The organism is Allobosea sp. LjRoot90 (assembly GCF_964254315.1).
Classification (GTDB): Bacteria; Pseudomonadota; Alphaproteobacteria; order Rhizobiales; family Beijerinckiaceae; genus Allobosea.
Window position 1 is genome coordinate 154,507 of sequence record NZ_CAXUTF020000003.1, and the last position, 16,074, is coordinate 170,580.

The following is a 16,074-nucleotide window of genomic DNA, read 5'->3' on the forward strand; positions in this document are numbered from 1 at the left end:
ACGCATCACATCGCTGCCGTCAACGCACTGGCCGAAGGCCACAGCGCCACCTTGCGTACCACCATATGGCAATGAAGCGTCGCCACAATGGCGGTGATACCGACCACACCGCAGCCGAGTGAGAGAAAGGCCAGGCGCCGTTTAGTCTCGCCAAACAACCGCAGGTCGTCCGCTCCGGTCGAGGCATCAACCTTGAAACCTGCAAGCCGGTACGCGCCTGCCCCAAGCAGAAAGATGGAAGCTTGATAAGGCGTCGGATCAATCGCCTGCACGCACGCGTGGCGAAGGGTTTTGGAGAGGAGGAAAAAGTAGACAGCCGATAGAACGGCAGCGATCGAATAGAAGGTCCACGTCTCGTATCCAACCGGCACACACATTGAACCGACGCCGCTCCATGAGTCTGCTGGAGCTTGACGCCGACCCGACCGATCTGCAACCGGCGCGTGTCACCCCCACAGATCGGTCGACAGGTACTTCAACCCGGAATCGCAGACGATCACGGCCACCATCTTGCCCGCTTCGCGACCAGCCAGCAGTTGCAGCGCCGCGGCAACGTTCGCTCCAGCGGAAAACCCGCCGAATATCCCCTCATGCCGCGCGAGCAACCGCGTGGTCTCACGCGCCTCCTCGCCGCCGACCTGCAGATAACCATCGACCGCGACGTCCTTCAGAAAGGCGAGATCGGCCATCGCATAGCCGCCGCCCTGGATCGGATGGTCGGGCCTTGTGACCACTTCGCCCGCCGCAGCGGCAGCGCCGGCCGGCTCGACCACATAGCAGCGTAGCGCCGGGCTGCGCTCCTTCAGCGCCTTGGTCACCCCGGCATAGCTGCCGCCCGAGCCGATGAAGTCGACGAAAGCGTCGAGCGCCCCGCCGCTCTGCTCCCAAAGCTCCGGCCCGGTCGTGCGGTAGTGCGCCAGCCAGTTGCCGTCGCGGTGGAACTGGTCGGCGCGGAAGGCGCCGCGCTCCCCGGTGATCCGCTTCGCTTCCCGATCGACGAGTTCGAGATCGCCGCCCGAAACCTGCCCGGGCACCGAGCCGGGCAATTGGTCGACCAGCACCACCTCGGCCCCGAGCGCCCGCATCATCCGGGCGCGCTCTTCCGAGTTGCCCTTCGACATCACCGCGATGAAGGGATAGCCCCTGATCCCGCAGACGATTGCAAGCCCGGTGCCCATATTGCCGGAGGTGAGCTCGACCACGGTCTGCCCTGGCTTCAGCGTGCCGGCGCGTTCCGCCTCCTCGATGATCCCCAGCGCGGCCCGGTCCTTCTTCGAGAAGCCGGGATTGAGATAGTCCAGCTTGGCGAGGATGGTCCCGTTGGCGCCGAGATGCCGCGTCAGCCGGTCGAGCCGGACCAGCGGCGTGTCGCCGATCGCATCGACCACGGAATTCATCACGGGACGCATGTGTTCTCCCTCGGCCAGCCTCAGGCCACCATGCGCAAGGCAACCACGGTTGCGACGCCCACGGCAACCACGCCGAGCAGCGGCAGGCGCGTTGCCGCCAGGCCGCAGACCAATGCTGCGACCGTCTCCGGCCAACCGGTCGCGAGCGCGCTCGGCGCGATCACCGCGATCAGCACGGCAGGCGGGATCGCGTCGAAGGCGGCCTGCGCCCGCGGCGAGAGGTTGAGACGGCCGACCAGAGCCAAGCCGGCGATGCGGGTGAGATAGGTCACCAGCGCCATGCCGAGGAAGGCGGCGAGATTGATCGGATCGAGCGTCATTCGGCCGGGCTTTCGACAGGTTTCTCCGCGATGTCGCCAGCGGCGATCCAGGCGGCGGCGAGGCCGCAGAGCGCGCCCGCCAGCACATGCCAGGGCGGTCCGGCGAGCTTGTAGGCGAGCGCCGAGGCGAGGCCGGCCGCGGCCACCGTCCAGGCGGTGACGCGGCCCTTCCAGAAGGCGGCGGTCAGGGCGATGAACAGCGCGGTGAAGGCGAAGTCAGCGCCGTAGCGCTTGGGGTCGCCGAGCGCAGCGCCGATGATCGCGCCCGTGGTCGAGGTCGTCAGCCAGCCAAGCACGAACGGCACGATCATGGCGAACCAGTAGGCCGGCGTGACCGGATGGGTGCGAGCCCTTTTCTCGGCCAGAGCCCAGTTCTCGTCGGCCATGTAATACAGCCCGCCGAAGATCTGGGCCGTCGAGAAGCCCTTGAGCTTCGGCGCGATCGAGGCGCTCATCAGGATATGGCGGGCATTGATCAGCGCCGTCGAGAACACCAGCGCGACGATCGGCGCTGGGCTCGCCCAGAGCTCGACCGCGGCGAACTGCGCCCCGCCGGCGAAGACGAGCACGCTCATCAGGAAGACTTCGAGCGGGGAGAGTCCCTTGCCGGCGGCGAGCGCGCCGAAGAGCAGGCCGATCGGCACCGCCGCCAACGCAGCCGGCCATATGTCATTCAGCCCTGCACGGGCTTCATCTTTCCAACTCATGTTGTGTCCATCAGCCGTGATGGGCGGCGCGGAAGACGCCCGGCGTCACGCCGAGCCTCGCCTTGAAGGCGCGGGTCAGATGCGCCTGGTCGCAGAACCCGGTGGCGGCCGCGACCGCGCCGGGGGATTCGCCGCGCCGCAGCCGCTCTCTGGCGCGGCGGATGCGGACATCGACGAGATAGGCATGCGGCGTCAGGCCGGTCTCGCGCCGGAAGGCTCGGATCAGGTGATGCCGCGGCAGGCCTGAGCGCCGCGTCAGATCGGCCAGCGACAAATCCTCGTCATAGCGCTGCTCGAGCAGTTCCCTCGCCTGTGCGATCGGCCCGTGCTCGCGCCCGATCTCGCGGATGGAGAGATCGGCATGTCGCGACAGGCACCAGCCATAGGCGCGCAGCAGGCCTTCCTCTCCGGCAAGCGCGTCCCCACCCTCCTCCAGCGCGCGATGCGCCTCCGAGAACAGGGCCGAGCCTTCCGGGTCCTGCACGGTCGGTTCGGGGAAGAACGGGGTACCGATGCTCTCGTCGCCGGTGAGCGAGATCGCGACCTCGCGCATCAGCTCGATCGTTGGATAGGTCATCCGGTAGCGATAGCCGCCTTCGCTCGGCGCGCCGTCATGGACATCGAGCGGATGGTTGAAGACGAGGTCGCCGCTGCGGGCGAAGAGCGTGCGGCCGCGGGCATGCCAGAGCTCGCAGCCCGACAGGATCGTGCCGACCGCATAGGTCTCATGGGCGTGCGGCGAATAGGTGTGAGTCGAGAACTTCGCCGACAGGCATTCCAGCCCGGAGAAGCGCGCCGCCGTGAACAGGCGGGCATGCTCCCCCGTCTGGAGCGGCATCTCCAGCAATGCGTCGCCCTGGCTGATCAGATCCATGGCGCAAGATAGAGCGGAAGCCACCCTTCGTGTCTTGAAGAAAAGTGATGGCGACGATCACGCCAGCGCGCTTTCCGTTCGGCTGCTCACAGCCGAGCGGCGAGAAATCACGCCAATGCAAAGCACGTCGCCATCTGTCAGGAGTCAGGGGCGTGGCGGCTCCTTGCCGGCGACGAGCACCAGCAGCGCGCCCGCGAGCGTCGCCACCGCCATGTAGCCGATCGGGCCGAGGCCGCCGACATGGTTGACCAGCAGGCCGCCGAACACCGCGCCGCTGGCGATCGCGACCAGGAAGGCCGCGGTCAGGAGCCCGCTCGCCGCCTCGGCATGATCGGCCGCGATGCGCACCATCCAGCTCTGGAACCCAACCGGCGCGAAGCCGAACGCGAAGCCCCAGAGCGCGACGGTGATCCCTGCGACGAGCGACGAAGCGCCGAACAGGATCATGACCAGCGCCAGGATGCCGATCGTCAGCGCGAACGAAACGATCGCGAGCTTGACGCCACGTCCCGCGACCGCACCGCCGGCGAAATTGCCGATGACGTTGCCGACGCCATAGCCAAGCAGCACGAAGGTGATCGCTGTGACGCCGAGCTGCGGAGCGTGCTCGAGGAAGGGTCGGATATAGGTGAAGCCGGTGAACTGCCCGGAGATGATCACGAGCACCGAAAGCAGCATCAGGCGCACGCTCGGCCGCGAGAGCAGTTCCACCAATGTGCCCAGCCGCGGCGTCGTCTGCGGCGGCAGAGGCGGCATCGACGTCAGCAGCGCCAGCAGGGCGACGCCGGCCAGCCCGGCCGACAGCCCGAACACCATCCGCCAGCCGATCAGGGCGTCGAGATAGGCGCCAAGCGGCCCGCCGCCGATGAAGGCGGCCGAAACGCCGGCCGAGATGATCGCCAGCGCCCGCGGCACGGACTGCGCAGGCACCAGCCGCAGCGTCAGCGCCGGCGCCATCGACCAGAAGCCGCCGAGGGCGATGCCGAGCAGGAAGCGCGCGGCCAGGAGCATGGCAAAGCCGTTGGCCATGGCCGTGACCAGGCTCGATACCGCCAGGAGCGACAACAGCGTCCAGAGTACCAGGCGCCGGTCGAAGCGGCTGGTGAGGATCGGGGTGAAGATCGCGGCGGCGACGCCGACCAGCGAGGTCACCGTAACGGTCTGCCCGGCGGCGCCGACGCTGATCGAGAGATCTGCGGCGATCGAGGTCAGGACGCTGGCGGGCAGGAACTCGGCGCTGACCAGCGCGAACACGCCCATGGAAAGGGCGAAGACCGCCGGCCAGGCGGCGTCTGTGCGTTCTGCGGGCGCGATACCGACAAGCTCGGCATCGGCTGTGGCTGACAAGGAATCCGACATAGGTCGCTCCAGGAAGATCGGACACCGGAGTTAGGCGTGACCCTCTGGAGCTTCCATGCTAGAAAACCCTGGATGCTTGACCAATCGTCCAGAAAATCAGGGCCGGACCCGCTGTCTGAGATGCTTCGCGGCCTCAGGCTCGAAGGCGTCGACTATGCCCGGTACCAGATGACCACGCCCTGGTGCCTGCTGTTTCCGGCTCAATCGGCCGCACGTCTCCACTTCATGGCCGAGCAGGGTTGCTGGCTGCGCACACCCGAGGGCGAATGGGTCCGGCTCGAGCAGGGCGATGCCGTGCTGATGCCGCGCGGCGTCGAACATGCGCTCGCTAGCGAGCCCGGCATCTCGGCGACGCCTAACGGGCACTGTGCCTTCCAGCACTGTTGCGGCGAGATCGCCGAGGCGCGGGGCGGTGGCGCAGGAGAGGGCGACGGCGAGGCGACATTGTTCTTCAGCGCCAGCCTCTGCTTCAACGTCGACGCGCAGCACCCGATGCTTCGGATGATGCCGGAGCTGATGTGGGTGCATGAGATGGCGGTGCACGAGCCAGCTATCCCGTTGTTGCTCAGCACGATGGCCTGCGAGCTTGCTCTCGACCGCGTCGGCGCCGGCGGCATCCTGACCCGCCTCGCCGACGTCGTCGCCGCCGCCCTGATCCGCTCCTGGGTCGAGCGCGGTTGCGGCACCGCCACCGGCTGGGTCGCCGCCGCCCGCGACCCTGACATCGGCCGCGTCCTCGCCGCGATCCACCTTAACCCGAGCGAGGACTGGACGGTCGATGCGCTGGCGAAGGTGATGCATGCCTCGCGCTCCGCCTTCGCCGAGCGCTTCGCCAGTGTCGTCGGCGAAACGCCCGCCCGCTATGTCGCGCAGGTCCAGATGCACCAGGCCAGGCAATGGCTGCAACGCGACCGGATGCGGATCTCGGCGGTGGCGCGCCGCCTCGGCTATGATTCCGAAGCCTCCTTCAGCCGTGCCTTCAAGCGGGTGATCGGCAAATCGCCGAGCCATTTCCGCAATGCCGAACCGCCAACACGCGCGACCCGGCCGATCGATGCCTCCCCTCCCAATAGGACTGCAGAGCGAGCCGTTGACCGCTGACCGCCATGCACACGACGGGACGACCATGAGCATCCGCCAGCAGCTGATCGAGCGCTTCTTCCGCTATGTCTCGGTCACCAGCCAGAGCGATATCAGGGCGACGACGCTGCCGAGCACGCCGGGTCAGCAGCGCCTCGCCGAGCTGCTGGCCGAAGAGTTGCGCGCGCTCGGCCTCGACAACGTCGTCATCGACGACCGCGCCACCGTCACGGCGCGAAAGCGCGGCACTGCGCCGGGCGCAGCCAGGATCGGCTTCATCGCCCATCTCGACACCTTCGATGCCGGGCTCTCGCCCGACATCCGCCCGCAACTCCTGCGCTTCGACGGCGAAGACCTCTGCCTCAACCGGGAGCAGGACATCTGGCTGCGCGTTGCCGAGCATCCGCAATTGCGCGACTGGCAGGGCGCTGAGATCATCGCCAGCGACGGCACCAGCGTGCTCGGCGCCGACAACAAGGCCGCGATCACGGTGATCATGACGCTGCTCGCCACTCTCGGCCCGCAGGATCGGCATGGCGATATCGTCGTCGCCTTCGTCCCGGACGAGGAGATCGGCCTGCGCGGCGCCAAGGTCCTCGATCTCGCCCGTTTTCCTTGCGACTTCGCCTACACGATCGATTGCTGCGAGCTCGGCGAAGTGGTGATCGAGAACTTCAACGCCGCAGCGGCCGAGATCACTCTCACCGGCGTCAGCACCCATCCGATGTCGGCCAAGGGCGTGCTGGTGAACCCGGTCCTGATGGCGCAGGACTTCGTAAGCCGCTTCGACCGTGCTGAGACCCCCGAGAACACCGAAGGCCGCGAGGGCTATGTCTGGTTCAACACCATCACCGCCAATGCCAGCGAGGCCAGGCTAGGCGCGCTGATCCGCGATTTCGACAGGGCAAGCTTCGAAGCACGCAAGCGTCGCATCGAGGAGGTCGCGGCCGAAATCGCCGCGCTCTATCCGACCGGCCGCGTCGAGTGCCGGGTGAGCGACACCTATGGCAACATCCATGACAGCCTCGGCGATGACCACCGCCCGGTCGAGCTGCTTTTCGGCGCGCTGGAAGCGCTTCAGATCCGCAAGAAGCAGATCCCGATGCGCGGCGGCACCGATGGCGCGGCGCTCTCGGCCCGCGGCCTGCCGACGCCGAACTTCTTCACCGGCGCCTATAATTTCCACTCGCGCTACGAGTTCCTCCCCGTTCCGGCCTTCGAGAAGTCCTTCGAGGTGGCGCGGACGATCTGCACGCTCGCGGCACAGCGGAGCTAGGCGGCTCGGAGCGCCAAAGGCTTTCGATAGGCTAAACAGGCCGAACAAGCGCGGGATCCCCTCTCCCGGATGGGAGAGGGGTAGGGGTGAGGGATCGCCGCTGATTGTTAGGACGAGCGGCCGCCGCTACGTCTTCTGCGGATAGGACAGGCCCTCATCCCTGCCCTTCTCCCACACGGGAGAAGGGTTCCCCGCGCCCTTCATTTCGCAATGAGGCAATCTCGGCTGCGGTGAGCCCTACCCCCCAACCAGCTCGAACCAGCCGGCCTCGTCGATCACCTTGACGCCGTGCTTGGCGGCATCCTTGAGCTTCGAGCCGGCGCCCGGCCCTGCCACGAGCAGGTCGGTCTTCGAGGAGACCGAGCCAGCGACCTTGGCGCCGAGCCGCTCGGCCATCGCCTTGGCCTCGTCGCGGGTCATGCGCTCAAGCGCACCGGTAAATACGACGATCTGGCCGGCGACCGGGCTCGACGAGGCCACCGCCTCCAGCGGTTGCGGCGTAACCTCGGCAAGCAGCCGGGAGAGCATCTGCTGATTGTGCTCCTCGGCGAAGAACTGCAGCAGCGCCTCGACCACGGTCGGGCCGACGCCGTCGATCGCGTCGAGCGCCGCCCGCTCCTCGCTCTCCGGGTTCTCGGCGACGAGGCAGGCGGTCTGCAGGGCCTCGAACGAGCCGTAATGGCGCGCCAGCAAACGGGCATTGGTCTCGCCGATATGGCGGATGCCGAGCCCGAAAATGAAGCGGTTGAGCGGCGGCTTGCGCCGGTCATCGATCGCCTCGAACAGCTTCTTGGTGCTCGTCGCGCCGAAGCCTTCCTTGTCCTTGAGCTTCTTGAGGTTCGCCGCGTCGCGCTGCGCCAGCGTGAAGATGTCGGCCGGCTCGTTCACCGGCAGATCGGGATCGGCGTGGAAGAACTCGATCTGCTTGTCGCCGAGCCCGTCAATGTCGAGCGCATCGCGCGAGACGAAATGCTTCAGGCGCTCGACCGCCTGCGCCGCGCAGATCAGCCCGCCGGTGCAGCGCCGCACCGCGTCCTCCTTGCCCGAGCGCGGATTGTGCTCGCGCACCGCATCCGAGCCGCAGACCGGGCAGGTCGTCGGGAAGACGTAAGCCTGGGCGTCGGCCGGGCGCTTGGCCAGGTCGACCGCCTCGACGCGCGGGATCACGTCGCCGGCGCGCTTCACCGTCACCGTGTCGCCGATGCGGATATCGCTGCCGTCGCGGATCGGCAGCCCCTTCGAATCGAAGCCGCGGATATAGTCCTCATTGTGCAGCGTCGCATTGGTGACGACGACGCCGCCGACGGTCACCGGCTTCAGCCGCGCCACCGGCGAGAGCGCCCCGGTGCGGCCAACCTGGATGTCGATCGCCTCGAGCACCGTCGTCGCCAGCTCGGCCGGGAACTTGTGGGCGATCGCCCAGCGCGGCGCGCGCGCGACGAAGCCGAGCCGGGCCTGGAGCGCGAGCTCGTCGACCTTGTAGACCACGCCGTCGATGTCATAGCCGAGCGTCGCGCGCTGCGCCTCGATCAGCCGGTAATGCGCCAGCAGCGCCTCGACGCTCTCGCAGCGCGCCATCAGCGGGTTGGTCTTGAAGCCCCATCGCGCGAAGGCCTCGACCACCCCGAACTGCGTCGGGGCCGGCAAGTCCGGCATCTCGCCCCAGGCATAGGCGAAGAAGCGCAAGGGCCGGCTCGCGGTGATCGAAACGTCGAGCTGGCGTAGCGAGCCCGCGGCCGCGTTGCGCGGATTGGCGAACTCGCGCTCTTCCTTCTCGCGCTGGCGTTGGTTGATCGCGGCGAAATCGGCATGACCGAGATAAATCTCGCCGCGCACCTCGGCGATCTCAGGCACGTCCTTGCCTTTCAGCCGGTGCGGGATCTCGGAAATCGTGCGCGCATTGGCGGTCACGTCCTCGCCCTCCTCGCCGTCGCCGCGGGTCGCAGCGCTGACCAGCTCGCCCTTTTCGTAGCGCAGCGAGAGCGAGAGCCCGTCGATTTTCGGCTCGGCGGTGAATGCGATCGGCTGATCGTCCTTGCGGCCGAGGAAGGTCCTGACCCTCGTCACGAAATCGGCGATGTCCTCATCGGCGAAGGCATTGTTGAGCGAGAGCATCGGCACGCGGTGCCGGATCTTGGCGAATTTGCCCGAGGGCTTGGCGCCGACCTTGTCGGAGAGCGCCTCGGCGCCCTTCAGCTCGGGAAAGGCGCTTTCCAGCGCCGTGAGCCGGCGGAACTTCGCGTCGAAAGTCGCATCGTCCACGATCGGCGCGCTGTCGCTGTGATAGGCGTCATTCGCGGCGGCGATCTCGGGCCCGAGCAGTTCATGCTCGGCGCGGGCGGCTTCGGGCGTCAAATCTTCGACGGGTGTGGGAACAGGATCGGCCATGGCGCAGTTCTAGTTCAGGGGAAGTTTTCTGCGAAGCTCCTGTTTCACGATTTGGGCACGCCGATTTGTGGCAGGAGCGGGTCGGGTGTAAGCTTCCCCCGCTGAGAATGGATGCTCGACGCCTCGCAGGTCTTGACCGGAGGATAGCGTCAGGACCGCCAAGGCGAACCGGGCCGAACCGGGAAGAACGCCATGGCCGATACGCATATCCATCATCCCCCGATGGCGGCGAACGATGCTGCGCCCACCGATGCCCTGCCCGTCAGCGAGGTCGGCATCGCCGACATCAAGGATGCGCTCAAACAGGGCTATTCCGACTTCATGGCCCAGCCGAGCCATCTGCTCTTCATCGCCTTGATCTACCCAATCGCCGGCATCCTGCTCGCCCGCCTGACGGTCAGCTACAACATCTTCCCGCTGCTGTTCCCGCTGGCCTCGGGCTTTGCCCTGCTCGGCCCCTTCGCCGCGATCGGCCTCTACGAGATCAGCCGTCGCCGCGAGCTCGGCATGGACACCTCCTGGAAGCATGCGCTCGACGTGCTGCATTCACCCGGCATCGGCCAGATCGCGCTGCTCGGCGCGCTCCTGACCGGCGCCTTCCTCACCTGGCTCTTCAGCGCCTGGATCATCTATCGCTGGCTGATGGGCGACGTGCCGCTCGATTCCTTCGAGAGCTTCGCCACACCCCTGCTGACTACGGTGAACGGCTGGACGCTGATCATCCTCGGCAACTCGCTCGGCCTGCTCTTCGCGATCGTCGTCTTCTCGATAACCGTGGTTTCCTTCCCGCTGATGCTCGACCGGCACGTCGACATGGCAACGGCAGTCCGCACCTCGGTCGCGGCCGTCGAGAAGAACCCGCGGGTGATGATGTATTGGGGTCTGACGATCACGGCGCTGCTGGTGCTCGGCTCCTTGCCGGTGCTGGTCGGCCTGATCATCGTCATGCCGGTGCTCGGCCATGCCAGCTGGCACTTCTACCGCAAGGTCGTGCCGCAGTAGGCATTCCCCTCGCCGGACAAGCGCGGGATCCCCTCTCCCGGATGGGAGAGGGGTAGGGGTGAGGGACCGCCGGTGCATTGGGAAGTGTCGTAGCGCCGCTGCGCCTTCTGCGGATAGGGCAGGCCCTCATCCCTGCCCTTCTCCCACACGGGAGAAGGGTTCCCCGCGCCCTTCATCCAGCGCGCCGCGTCACGTCATCCACTCAATGCTGATCGACCGAGACCTCGCGCGTCAGCCCGCGCCTGACCAGCCCGACCGCGAGCAGCACCGGCAGCGAGGCGATCAGCCCCATCGCCGAGAGCCTGCCCCACAAGGTCTCGTCCTCGTTGATCAGCGTCGCGATGAAGGCCGGCAGGGTGAATTTCGACGGCGTCTGGATGAAGAGCAGCGCGAACAGGAACTCGTTCCAGCTCATGATCGCGACGAAGACCGCGGTCGCGACCAGCCCCGGCATCAAGAGCGGCACGACGATCTGAAGCAGCCGCTTCACGAAGCCGGCCCCATCGAGCATCGCCGCCTCCTCGAACGAGTAGGGCACGTCGCGGACGAAGCCGAGCAGCATCCAGATCGCGAAGGGCAGCGCCAGGATCTGGTTGGCGAGGACCAGTCCGAGATGGGTGTCAAGCAGCCCGAGCGCCCGCAGCACCTGGTAGAGCGGGATCGCGAGCGCGATCGGCGGCGCCAACTTGATCACCAGCACGAAGCCTAGGAAGACGACGTCGAAGCGCTTGGGCAACTCGAAGCGCGCCAGCGCATAGGCGGCCGGCAGGCCGGCGAGCAGCGACAACGCGACAGTTCCCAGCGCCACCACGACGCTGTTGAGCCCGAGCCGCCACATCCCGCTGTCGAGCAGCACGCGGTAATGCGCCAGCGTCGGATCCTGCGGCCAGAGCGCGATCGAGGTCGAGACATATTCGGCCGGCGGCTTGAGCGAGGTCGCGACCATCCAGAGCAGAGGGATCAGCGAGAGCGCGCAGAGCGCAAAGGCGGCAGCGATCCGGATCATCGGCCCGCCCCCTTGAGCAGCGACGCCGCATAGACCACGGCGAGCAACCCGGCGACGACGATCATCACCACGGCGGCGGCCGAAGCCAGCCCGATGTCGAAGAAGCGGAAGCCCTGCCGGTAGACGAACATCGAGACCGTCTCGGTCGCCTGCCCCGGCCCGCCGCCGGTCATGGCGTAGACCTTGTCAAACAGCTTGAAGCTGTCGACCGAGCGCAGCAGCGCCGCGACGAAGAGATAGGGCGCGAGCAGCGGCAGCGTCATGTCGAGAAAGCGCCGCCAGGGCCCGGCGCCGTCGACGCGAGCCGCCTCGTAGACGTCCTGCGGGATCAAGCGAAGCCCTGCGAAGATGATCAGGAAGGCGAAGGGCGCGGTCTGCCAGAGATCGACCAGCACGATCGACCAGAGTGCGAGGTTGGGATCGAACAGCCAGGGCACGCCCGGCAGGCCGACGGCGCGCAGCAGGTTGTTGAGAAAGCCGAGATCGAAATGGAACCAGGCCCGCCAGATCGCGGTGACCACCATGGTCGAGAGCACGAAGGGAGCGAGCAAAAGCGTCATCACCAGCGTACGGCCAGGGAAGGCGCGATTGAGCAGCAGGGCCAGCCCCAGGCCCGCCGCGACCTCGATCACGGTCGCGACCACGGTGAAGACCACGGTGTTGGTCACCGCCTGCCGGAAGAAGCGGCTGTCCCAGAGCTCGCGGAAATTCTCGAGCCCCACGAACTTGGCGTTCTCGAAGCCGTAATCGGTGACGAACAGCGAGAGCGCCAGCGTCCGCCCGAGCGGATAGAGCGTCAGCCCGGCGAAGATCAGGAGCGCCGGCGTGAGCAGGAGCCAGGGCAGCAGGCGGCGGGAAGCGGTCATTACGTCCAGACGGAAAGCGGGCCGCCTCTTGGGGAGGCGGCCCGTGTGACGATCAGCGTGACAGGGCGCGGGCGATCTGGGCGTTGGCCTCGGTCAGCGCCTGCTTGGGCTGCATCTGGCCGATCAGCGCAAGCTGGAGATAGTCGCCCAAAATGGTCTCGACGCGGGCCCATTGGCTGATGCGCGGACGGGCCTGGGCGACGTTCAGCGCCTCGAGCTGCGCCGGATACCAGCGATACTTGGCGACGAGGTCCTTGTCGTTGAACAGCGCGGTGAGCGTCGGCGGGTTGCCGGTCTCGAGCGCGATCAGCTTCTGGTTTTCAGACGAGGTGACGAAGCGGATGAAATCGGCAGCGCGCGCCTTGTTCGGCGAGTCGGCCGGGATGGCGAGCAGCCAGGCGCCCAGCATCGGCGCGGGACCCTTGACCTCGCCCGGCGAGGCGACGACCTCGACCTGGCCCGCGACCTTGGAGGCGCTGCCATCGAGCGTGCCGGCCCAGGACGACCACATCTCGACTGCGATCGCGGCGCGGCCCTGCTGGATCGCATCGCGCAATTCGGTCGCGTTGTAGGTCTCGACGCCCTTCGGGGCGAGCGCCTTGAACGAGAGGAACTGAGTCAGCGCCTTCTCGGCCGCGGGGGTATCGAGCACGGCCTTGCCGTCGGCGCTCACCACGTCGCCGCCATGCGCCCACAGCACCGGCAGGAAGGAGGTGACGATCGGGTTGCCCTTGATGCCGCGGAAGACGAGGCCGGAGATCCCCTGCTCCTTGTCCTGGATCGTCTGCGCCGCCTTGACGACGTCGCTCCAGGTCTTGGGCCGCTCGAAGCCGTGCTTGGCGAGCAGGTCCTTGCGATAGGCGAACATGGCGATGTTGCCGACGAAGGGCGCTGCATAGAGCTTGCCGTCATGACGCGAGACGTCCATCGCCGACTTGACGAATTCGCCGGGCAGCCCGCCGACGGTGCCGAGATCGGTGAGCCAGCCGCGCGCCATGAACTCCGGCGCCCAGATGTCGTCGAGCATGGCGACGTCGGTCGCCGCCGTCTTCTCCCGCGCGCCGACGGCGAGGCGCTCATAGAGCGGACCGCCACCGAGCTCGAGCCGCTCGATCTTCACGCTCGGATTCTTGGCCTGGTAGAGCTCGACCATCTTGGCCAGCGCTGGAGCGAAGCCGGCATCGCGCCCGGCGATCACCAGCCGGTCCTGCGCGGCGGCGGGCAGGCTGAGCCCGGCCACCATCAACATGGCGCCGAGCGCCTTACCAATCGTCCTCATGGCATTCCCCCGTCCGGGTCTCTGCCCGGGCGGGCATTGTGGGAGCGGATGGCGCGCCAGTGCAACAGGGATGCGACGATTCCGGAACAATCCCGCCATGCGTCGCGTTGCGAGAGTGCTGCGGCAAGGTCGCACGCACAGTCAGCCGTGCAGATGCGACGGCACCGCAACCGGAGGGGGCTCCACCATGAACAACATCATCTACATTGTCGGTCTGGTCGTCGTCGTCCTGGCGATTCTGTCGTTCCTCGGCCTGCGCTGATCCAACTCGTCATGCTCACCCTTGGGGCGAGCATCCACGTCTTGGACGGCACATACGGCGAAGAAGACAGGCATGGTCGGGACAAGCCCGACCATGACGACGAGGCGCCTTAGCGATCGTCGCGACGCGGCTTCTTGCTTCCGAAAGGCTTTTTGCCAGTGAAAGGCTTCTTCGCACCGAAAGGCTTTTTCTCGCCGAAGCTCTTGCCCGCAGGTCGCGCATCGCCGGCAGCCGGGCGCTCGCCGCCATGCGGCGCGCCGAACGGCTTCTTGCCACCCTCGAACTTGCCACCCTTGAACTTGCCGGCAAACGGCTTGGCGCCGGGCTCGCTCTTTTTGTCGAAGGGCCGTTCCGGCCGCAGGATCGCGGTCTCCTCATAAGCCGGCTCGCGGTCGCGCCGCGCCGGATCATAGGGCTTGGCGCCGAACGGCTTGCCCTTGCCTTCATAGGGCTTGCGCGCCGGGGCGGACGAACGCTCGTCGCGCTGCTCGCGGGCTGGATAGGCCGCACGCGGCGCATGGCTCGCCTTCTCGGCGAAGGGCTTGGCCGGGCGGCGCTCGTCCTCGCCCGTCACCGGCTCGATGATGATCTTGTCGCGATCGACCGCCTTGGCGAGCTCGTAGAAGCGCTCAGCGACCTCAGCATCGATCTCGACCTTTGTCTCCTTGTCGAAGATGCGGATCGCGCCGACCTCGTCGCGCGTGATCTTGCCGCGTCGGCACAGCATCGGCAGGAGCTGGCGCGGATCGGCACCATCCTTGCGGCCGATATTGAGCCGGAACCACACGGTATCGCCACGCGGCCCGGATTTCTCGCGGCGCTCGGGACGTTCGGCTCCGCCATGTTCGCGCGGCCTTGCATAATCCTCGGCACTGCGCACGGGGCGGCGTTCGTCACGACCAAAGTTGGGATCGCCGACTTCCTCGGCGCTCGGCAGGCGCGAACGGTACACCCGCACGAGCGCCGCCGCGATCTCCTGTGTCGAGCGCCCGGCAAGCAGGGCTGCGACCATCGGCGCATCGTCCTCGCTCGCCTCGCCGGAGAGCAGGGGATCGTTCAGCAGGCGCTGCTCGTCGAGCACGCGGATTTCGTCCTGCGTCGGCGGGCCGGCCCAGCTCACCTCGATCTTGGCCTCGGAGATCAGCATCTCGGCCTTGCGCCGGCGCGAGACCGGAACCAGCAGCACGCTCGTGCCCTTGTTGCCGGCGCGCCCGGTACGGCCCGAGCGATGCTGCATCACCTCGGGATCATTCGGCAGCTCGGCATGGATGACCAGCGTCAGGCCCGGCAGGTCGATGCCGCGCGCCGCGACATCGGTCGCGACGCAGACGCGTGCCCTTCCGTCGCGCAAAGCCTGCAGCGCCGAATTGCGCTCGCTCTGGCTGAGCTCGCCCGAGAGCGCTACCGCCGAGAAACCGCGCTCGAGCAAAATCGCCTCGAGATGGCGCACGGCGTTGCGGGTGTTGCAGAACACCAGCGCGGTCGGCGAATCATGGAAGCGTAGCAGATTGACGACCGCGAGCTCGGCCTCCTTTGGGAAGACGCGGATGGCGCGGTACTCGATATCGGCATGCCCGCGTTCGCCGCCGGCAACCTCGATGCGCAGGGCATCGCGCTGATAGCTGCGCGCCAGGGCGATAATCGCCTTCGGCAGCGTCGCCGAGAACAAAAGACTGCGGCGCTCTGCCGGCGCGGACTTCAGGATGAATTCGAGATCGTCGCGAAAGCCGAGATCGAGCATCTCATCGGCCTCGTCGAGCACGACCGCCCGCAGGCCCGAAACGTCGAGGCGGCGGCGTTCGATATGGTCGCGCAGACGGCCGGGCGTGCCGACGACGATATGCGCACCCTCGTCGAGCAGGGCCGCTTCGCGGCGCGGGTCCATGCCACCGACGCAGGAGATCACGCGGGCATTGGTCTGCTTGTAGAGCCAGCCGAGCTCACGCTGGACCTGAAGGGCGAGCTCGCGCGTCGGCGCGACGATCAGCGCCAGCGGCCGTTCGGCCCGCGGCAGGTTCTCGGCCTCCCCGAGCAGGTCGGCGCCAATGGCGAGGCCATAGGCCACCGTCTTGCCCGAGCCGGTCTGCGACGAGACCAGGAGATCGCGGCCGGCGGCGGCCTCTTCGAGCACGGCGGCCTGGACAGGCGTCGGCTCACTGTAATTGCGGTCGGCGAGCGCACGCGCGAGCGGCGCACTCGTGGAAATGAAGGACATTGATGTCAGGCCTTAGGTTGCAACCGGCGGG

At 67.3% G+C, this 16,074-nt stretch carries 14 protein-coding genes; 3 read left to right on the plus strand and 11 right to left on the minus strand.

Features of this window, described 5'->3' with window-relative positions; translation table 11 throughout:
- Positions 1 to 5: 5 nt before the first annotated feature.
- From ACSQ3M_RS12750 to ACSQ3M_RS12775, 6 genes are all read right to left on the minus strand, one after another.
- Positions 6 to 377, minus strand: a complete 372-nt coding sequence (locus ACSQ3M_RS12750) for a hypothetical protein (RefSeq protein WP_436150456.1) — start codon at positions 375 to 377, stop codon at positions 6 to 8.
- A gap of 69 nt (positions 378 to 446) precedes the next feature.
- The gene (locus tag ACSQ3M_RS12755) at positions 447 to 1,409 is read right to left on the minus strand and encodes a PLP-dependent cysteine synthase family protein (protein ID WP_436150457.1); all 963 of its coding nucleotides are present in this window, start codon (positions 1,407 to 1,409) and stop codon (positions 447 to 449) included.
- 20 nt (positions 1,410 to 1,429) lie between these two features.
- The gene (locus ACSQ3M_RS12760) at positions 1,430 to 1,729 is read right to left on the minus strand and encodes an AzlD family protein (RefSeq protein WP_152012987.1); all 300 of its coding nucleotides are present in this window, start codon (positions 1,727 to 1,729) and stop codon (positions 1,430 to 1,432) included.
- Positions 1,726 to 2,436 (minus strand): AzlC family ABC transporter permease, encoded by a 711-nt coding sequence (locus tag ACSQ3M_RS12765; RefSeq protein WP_057190944.1) that lies wholly within the window; start codon positions 2,434 to 2,436, stop codon positions 1,726 to 1,728. The genes ACSQ3M_RS12760 and ACSQ3M_RS12765 overlap by 4 nt, the downstream gene beginning before the upstream one ends.
- A gap of 10 nt (positions 2,437 to 2,446) precedes the next feature.
- Positions 2,447 to 3,310, minus strand: a complete 864-nt coding sequence (locus tag ACSQ3M_RS12770; RefSeq protein ID WP_436150458.1) for an AraC family ligand binding domain-containing protein — start codon at positions 3,308 to 3,310, stop codon at positions 2,447 to 2,449.
- A gap of 144 nt (positions 3,311 to 3,454) precedes the next feature.
- Positions 3,455 to 4,669, minus strand: coding sequence for an MFS transporter (locus ACSQ3M_RS12775; RefSeq protein ID WP_436150459.1), 1,215 nt, complete (start codon positions 4,667 to 4,669; stop codon positions 3,455 to 3,457).
- A 72-nt stretch (positions 4,670 to 4,741) separates the two neighbouring features.
- Between ACSQ3M_RS12775 and ACSQ3M_RS12780 the strand changes: the two genes are divergently transcribed.
- Together ACSQ3M_RS12780 and pepT are read left to right on the plus strand one after the other, a co-directional pair.
- Complete coding sequence (locus ACSQ3M_RS12780) at positions 4,742 to 5,770, plus strand: AraC family transcriptional regulator (protein WP_436150460.1); 1,029 nt, start codon at positions 4,742 to 4,744, stop codon at positions 5,768 to 5,770.
- Between the two features lie 25 nt (positions 5,771 to 5,795).
- The gene (gene pepT / locus ACSQ3M_RS12785) at positions 5,796 to 7,025 is read left to right on the plus strand and encodes a peptidase T (protein ID WP_436150461.1); all 1,230 of its coding nucleotides are present in this window, start codon (positions 5,796 to 5,798) and stop codon (positions 7,023 to 7,025) included.
- 237 nt (positions 7,026 to 7,262) lie between these two features.
- On the opposite strand, the gene ligA is transcribed toward pepT, so the two are convergent.
- Positions 7,263 to 9,413 carry an NAD-dependent DNA ligase LigA gene (ligA, locus tag ACSQ3M_RS12790; protein WP_436150462.1) on the minus strand — a complete coding sequence of 717 codons (2,151 nt, stop codon included), beginning with the start codon at positions 9,411 to 9,413 and terminating at the stop codon, positions 7,263 to 7,265.
- A gap of 222 nt (positions 9,414 to 9,635) precedes the next feature.
- Between ligA and ACSQ3M_RS12795 the strand changes: the two genes are divergently transcribed.
- On the plus strand, positions 9,636 to 10,415 hold the full coding sequence (locus ACSQ3M_RS12795; protein WP_436150959.1) for a DUF2189 domain-containing protein: 780 nt from the start codon (positions 9,636 to 9,638) through the stop codon (positions 10,413 to 10,415).
- 202 nt (positions 10,416 to 10,617) lie between these two features.
- On the opposite strand, the gene ACSQ3M_RS12800 is transcribed toward ACSQ3M_RS12795, so the two are convergent.
- The 4 genes from ACSQ3M_RS12800 to ACSQ3M_RS12815 all read right to left on the minus strand — a co-directional run bounded on the left by ACSQ3M_RS12800 (position 10,618) and on the right by ACSQ3M_RS12815 (position 16,043).
- The gene (locus tag ACSQ3M_RS12800; RefSeq protein WP_436150463.1) at positions 10,618 to 11,421 is read right to left on the minus strand and encodes a carbohydrate ABC transporter permease; all 804 of its coding nucleotides are present in this window, start codon (positions 11,419 to 11,421) and stop codon (positions 10,618 to 10,620) included.
- Complete coding sequence (locus ACSQ3M_RS12805; protein WP_436150464.1) at positions 11,418 to 12,287, minus strand: carbohydrate ABC transporter permease; 870 nt, start codon at positions 12,285 to 12,287, stop codon at positions 11,418 to 11,420. The genes ACSQ3M_RS12800 and ACSQ3M_RS12805 overlap by 4 nt, the downstream gene beginning before the upstream one ends.
- A 52-nt stretch (positions 12,288 to 12,339) precedes the next feature.
- Positions 12,340 to 13,566 (minus strand): ABC transporter substrate-binding protein, encoded by a 1,227-nt coding sequence (locus tag ACSQ3M_RS12810; RefSeq protein ID WP_436150465.1) that lies wholly within the window; start codon positions 13,564 to 13,566, stop codon positions 12,340 to 12,342.
- 371 nt (positions 13,567 to 13,937) lie between these two features.
- Complete coding sequence (locus ACSQ3M_RS12815) at positions 13,938 to 16,043, minus strand: DEAD/DEAH box helicase (protein ID WP_436150466.1); 2,106 nt, start codon at positions 16,041 to 16,043, stop codon at positions 13,938 to 13,940.
- Positions 16,044 to 16,074 lie beyond the last annotated feature (31 nt).

What these genes read in the sequence shown, in the direction of transcription:
- ACSQ3M_RS12775 (WP_436150459.1), bottom strand. Translation starts at nt 4,669, where the DNA reads ATGTCGGATTCCTTGTCAGCCACAGCCGATGCCGAGCTTGTCGGTATC.
- ligA (WP_436150462.1), bottom strand. Translation starts at nt 9,413, where the DNA reads ATGGCCGATCCTGTTCCCACACCCGTCGAAGATTTGACGCCCGAAGCC.
- ACSQ3M_RS12805 (WP_436150464.1), bottom strand. Translation starts at nt 12,287, where the DNA reads ATGACCGCTTCCCGCCGCCTGCTGCCCTGGCTCCTGCTCACGCCGGCG.
- ACSQ3M_RS12800 (WP_436150463.1), bottom strand. Translation starts at nt 11,421, where the DNA reads ATGATCCGGATCGCTGCCGCCTTTGCGCTCTGCGCGCTCTCGCTGATC.
- ACSQ3M_RS12755 (WP_436150457.1), bottom strand. Translation starts at nt 1,409, where the DNA reads ATGCGTCCCGTGATGAATTCCGTGGTCGATGCGATCGGCGACACGCCG.
- ACSQ3M_RS12760 (WP_152012987.1), bottom strand. Translation starts at nt 1,729, where the DNA reads ATGACGCTCGATCCGATCAATCTCGCCGCCTTCCTCGGCATGGCGCTG.
- ACSQ3M_RS12770 (WP_436150458.1), bottom strand. Translation starts at nt 3,310, where the DNA reads ATGGATCTGATCAGCCAGGGCGACGCATTGCTGGAGATGCCGCTCCAG.
- ACSQ3M_RS12750 (WP_436150456.1), bottom strand. Translation starts at nt 377, where the DNA reads ATGTGTGTGCCGGTTGGATACGAGACGTGGACCTTCTATTCGATCGCT.
- ACSQ3M_RS12815 (WP_436150466.1), bottom strand. Translation starts at nt 16,043, where the DNA reads ATGTCCTTCATTTCCACGAGTGCGCCGCTCGCGCGTGCGCTCGCCGAC.
- ACSQ3M_RS12795 (WP_436150959.1), top strand. Translation starts at nt 9,636, where the DNA reads ATGGCGGCGAACGATGCTGCGCCCACCGATGCCCTGCCCGTCAGCGAG.
- ACSQ3M_RS12765 (WP_057190944.1), bottom strand. Translation starts at nt 2,436, where the DNA reads ATGAGTTGGAAAGATGAAGCCCGTGCAGGGCTGAATGACATATGGCCG.
- ACSQ3M_RS12780 (WP_436150460.1), top strand. Translation starts at nt 4,742, where the DNA reads ATGCTTGACCAATCGTCCAGAAAATCAGGGCCGGACCCGCTGTCTGAG.
- ACSQ3M_RS12810 (WP_436150465.1), bottom strand. Translation starts at nt 13,566, where the DNA reads ATGAGGACGATTGGTAAGGCGCTCGGCGCCATGTTGATGGTGGCCGGG.
- pepT (WP_436150461.1), top strand. Translation starts at nt 5,796, where the DNA reads ATGAGCATCCGCCAGCAGCTGATCGAGCGCTTCTTCCGCTATGTCTCG.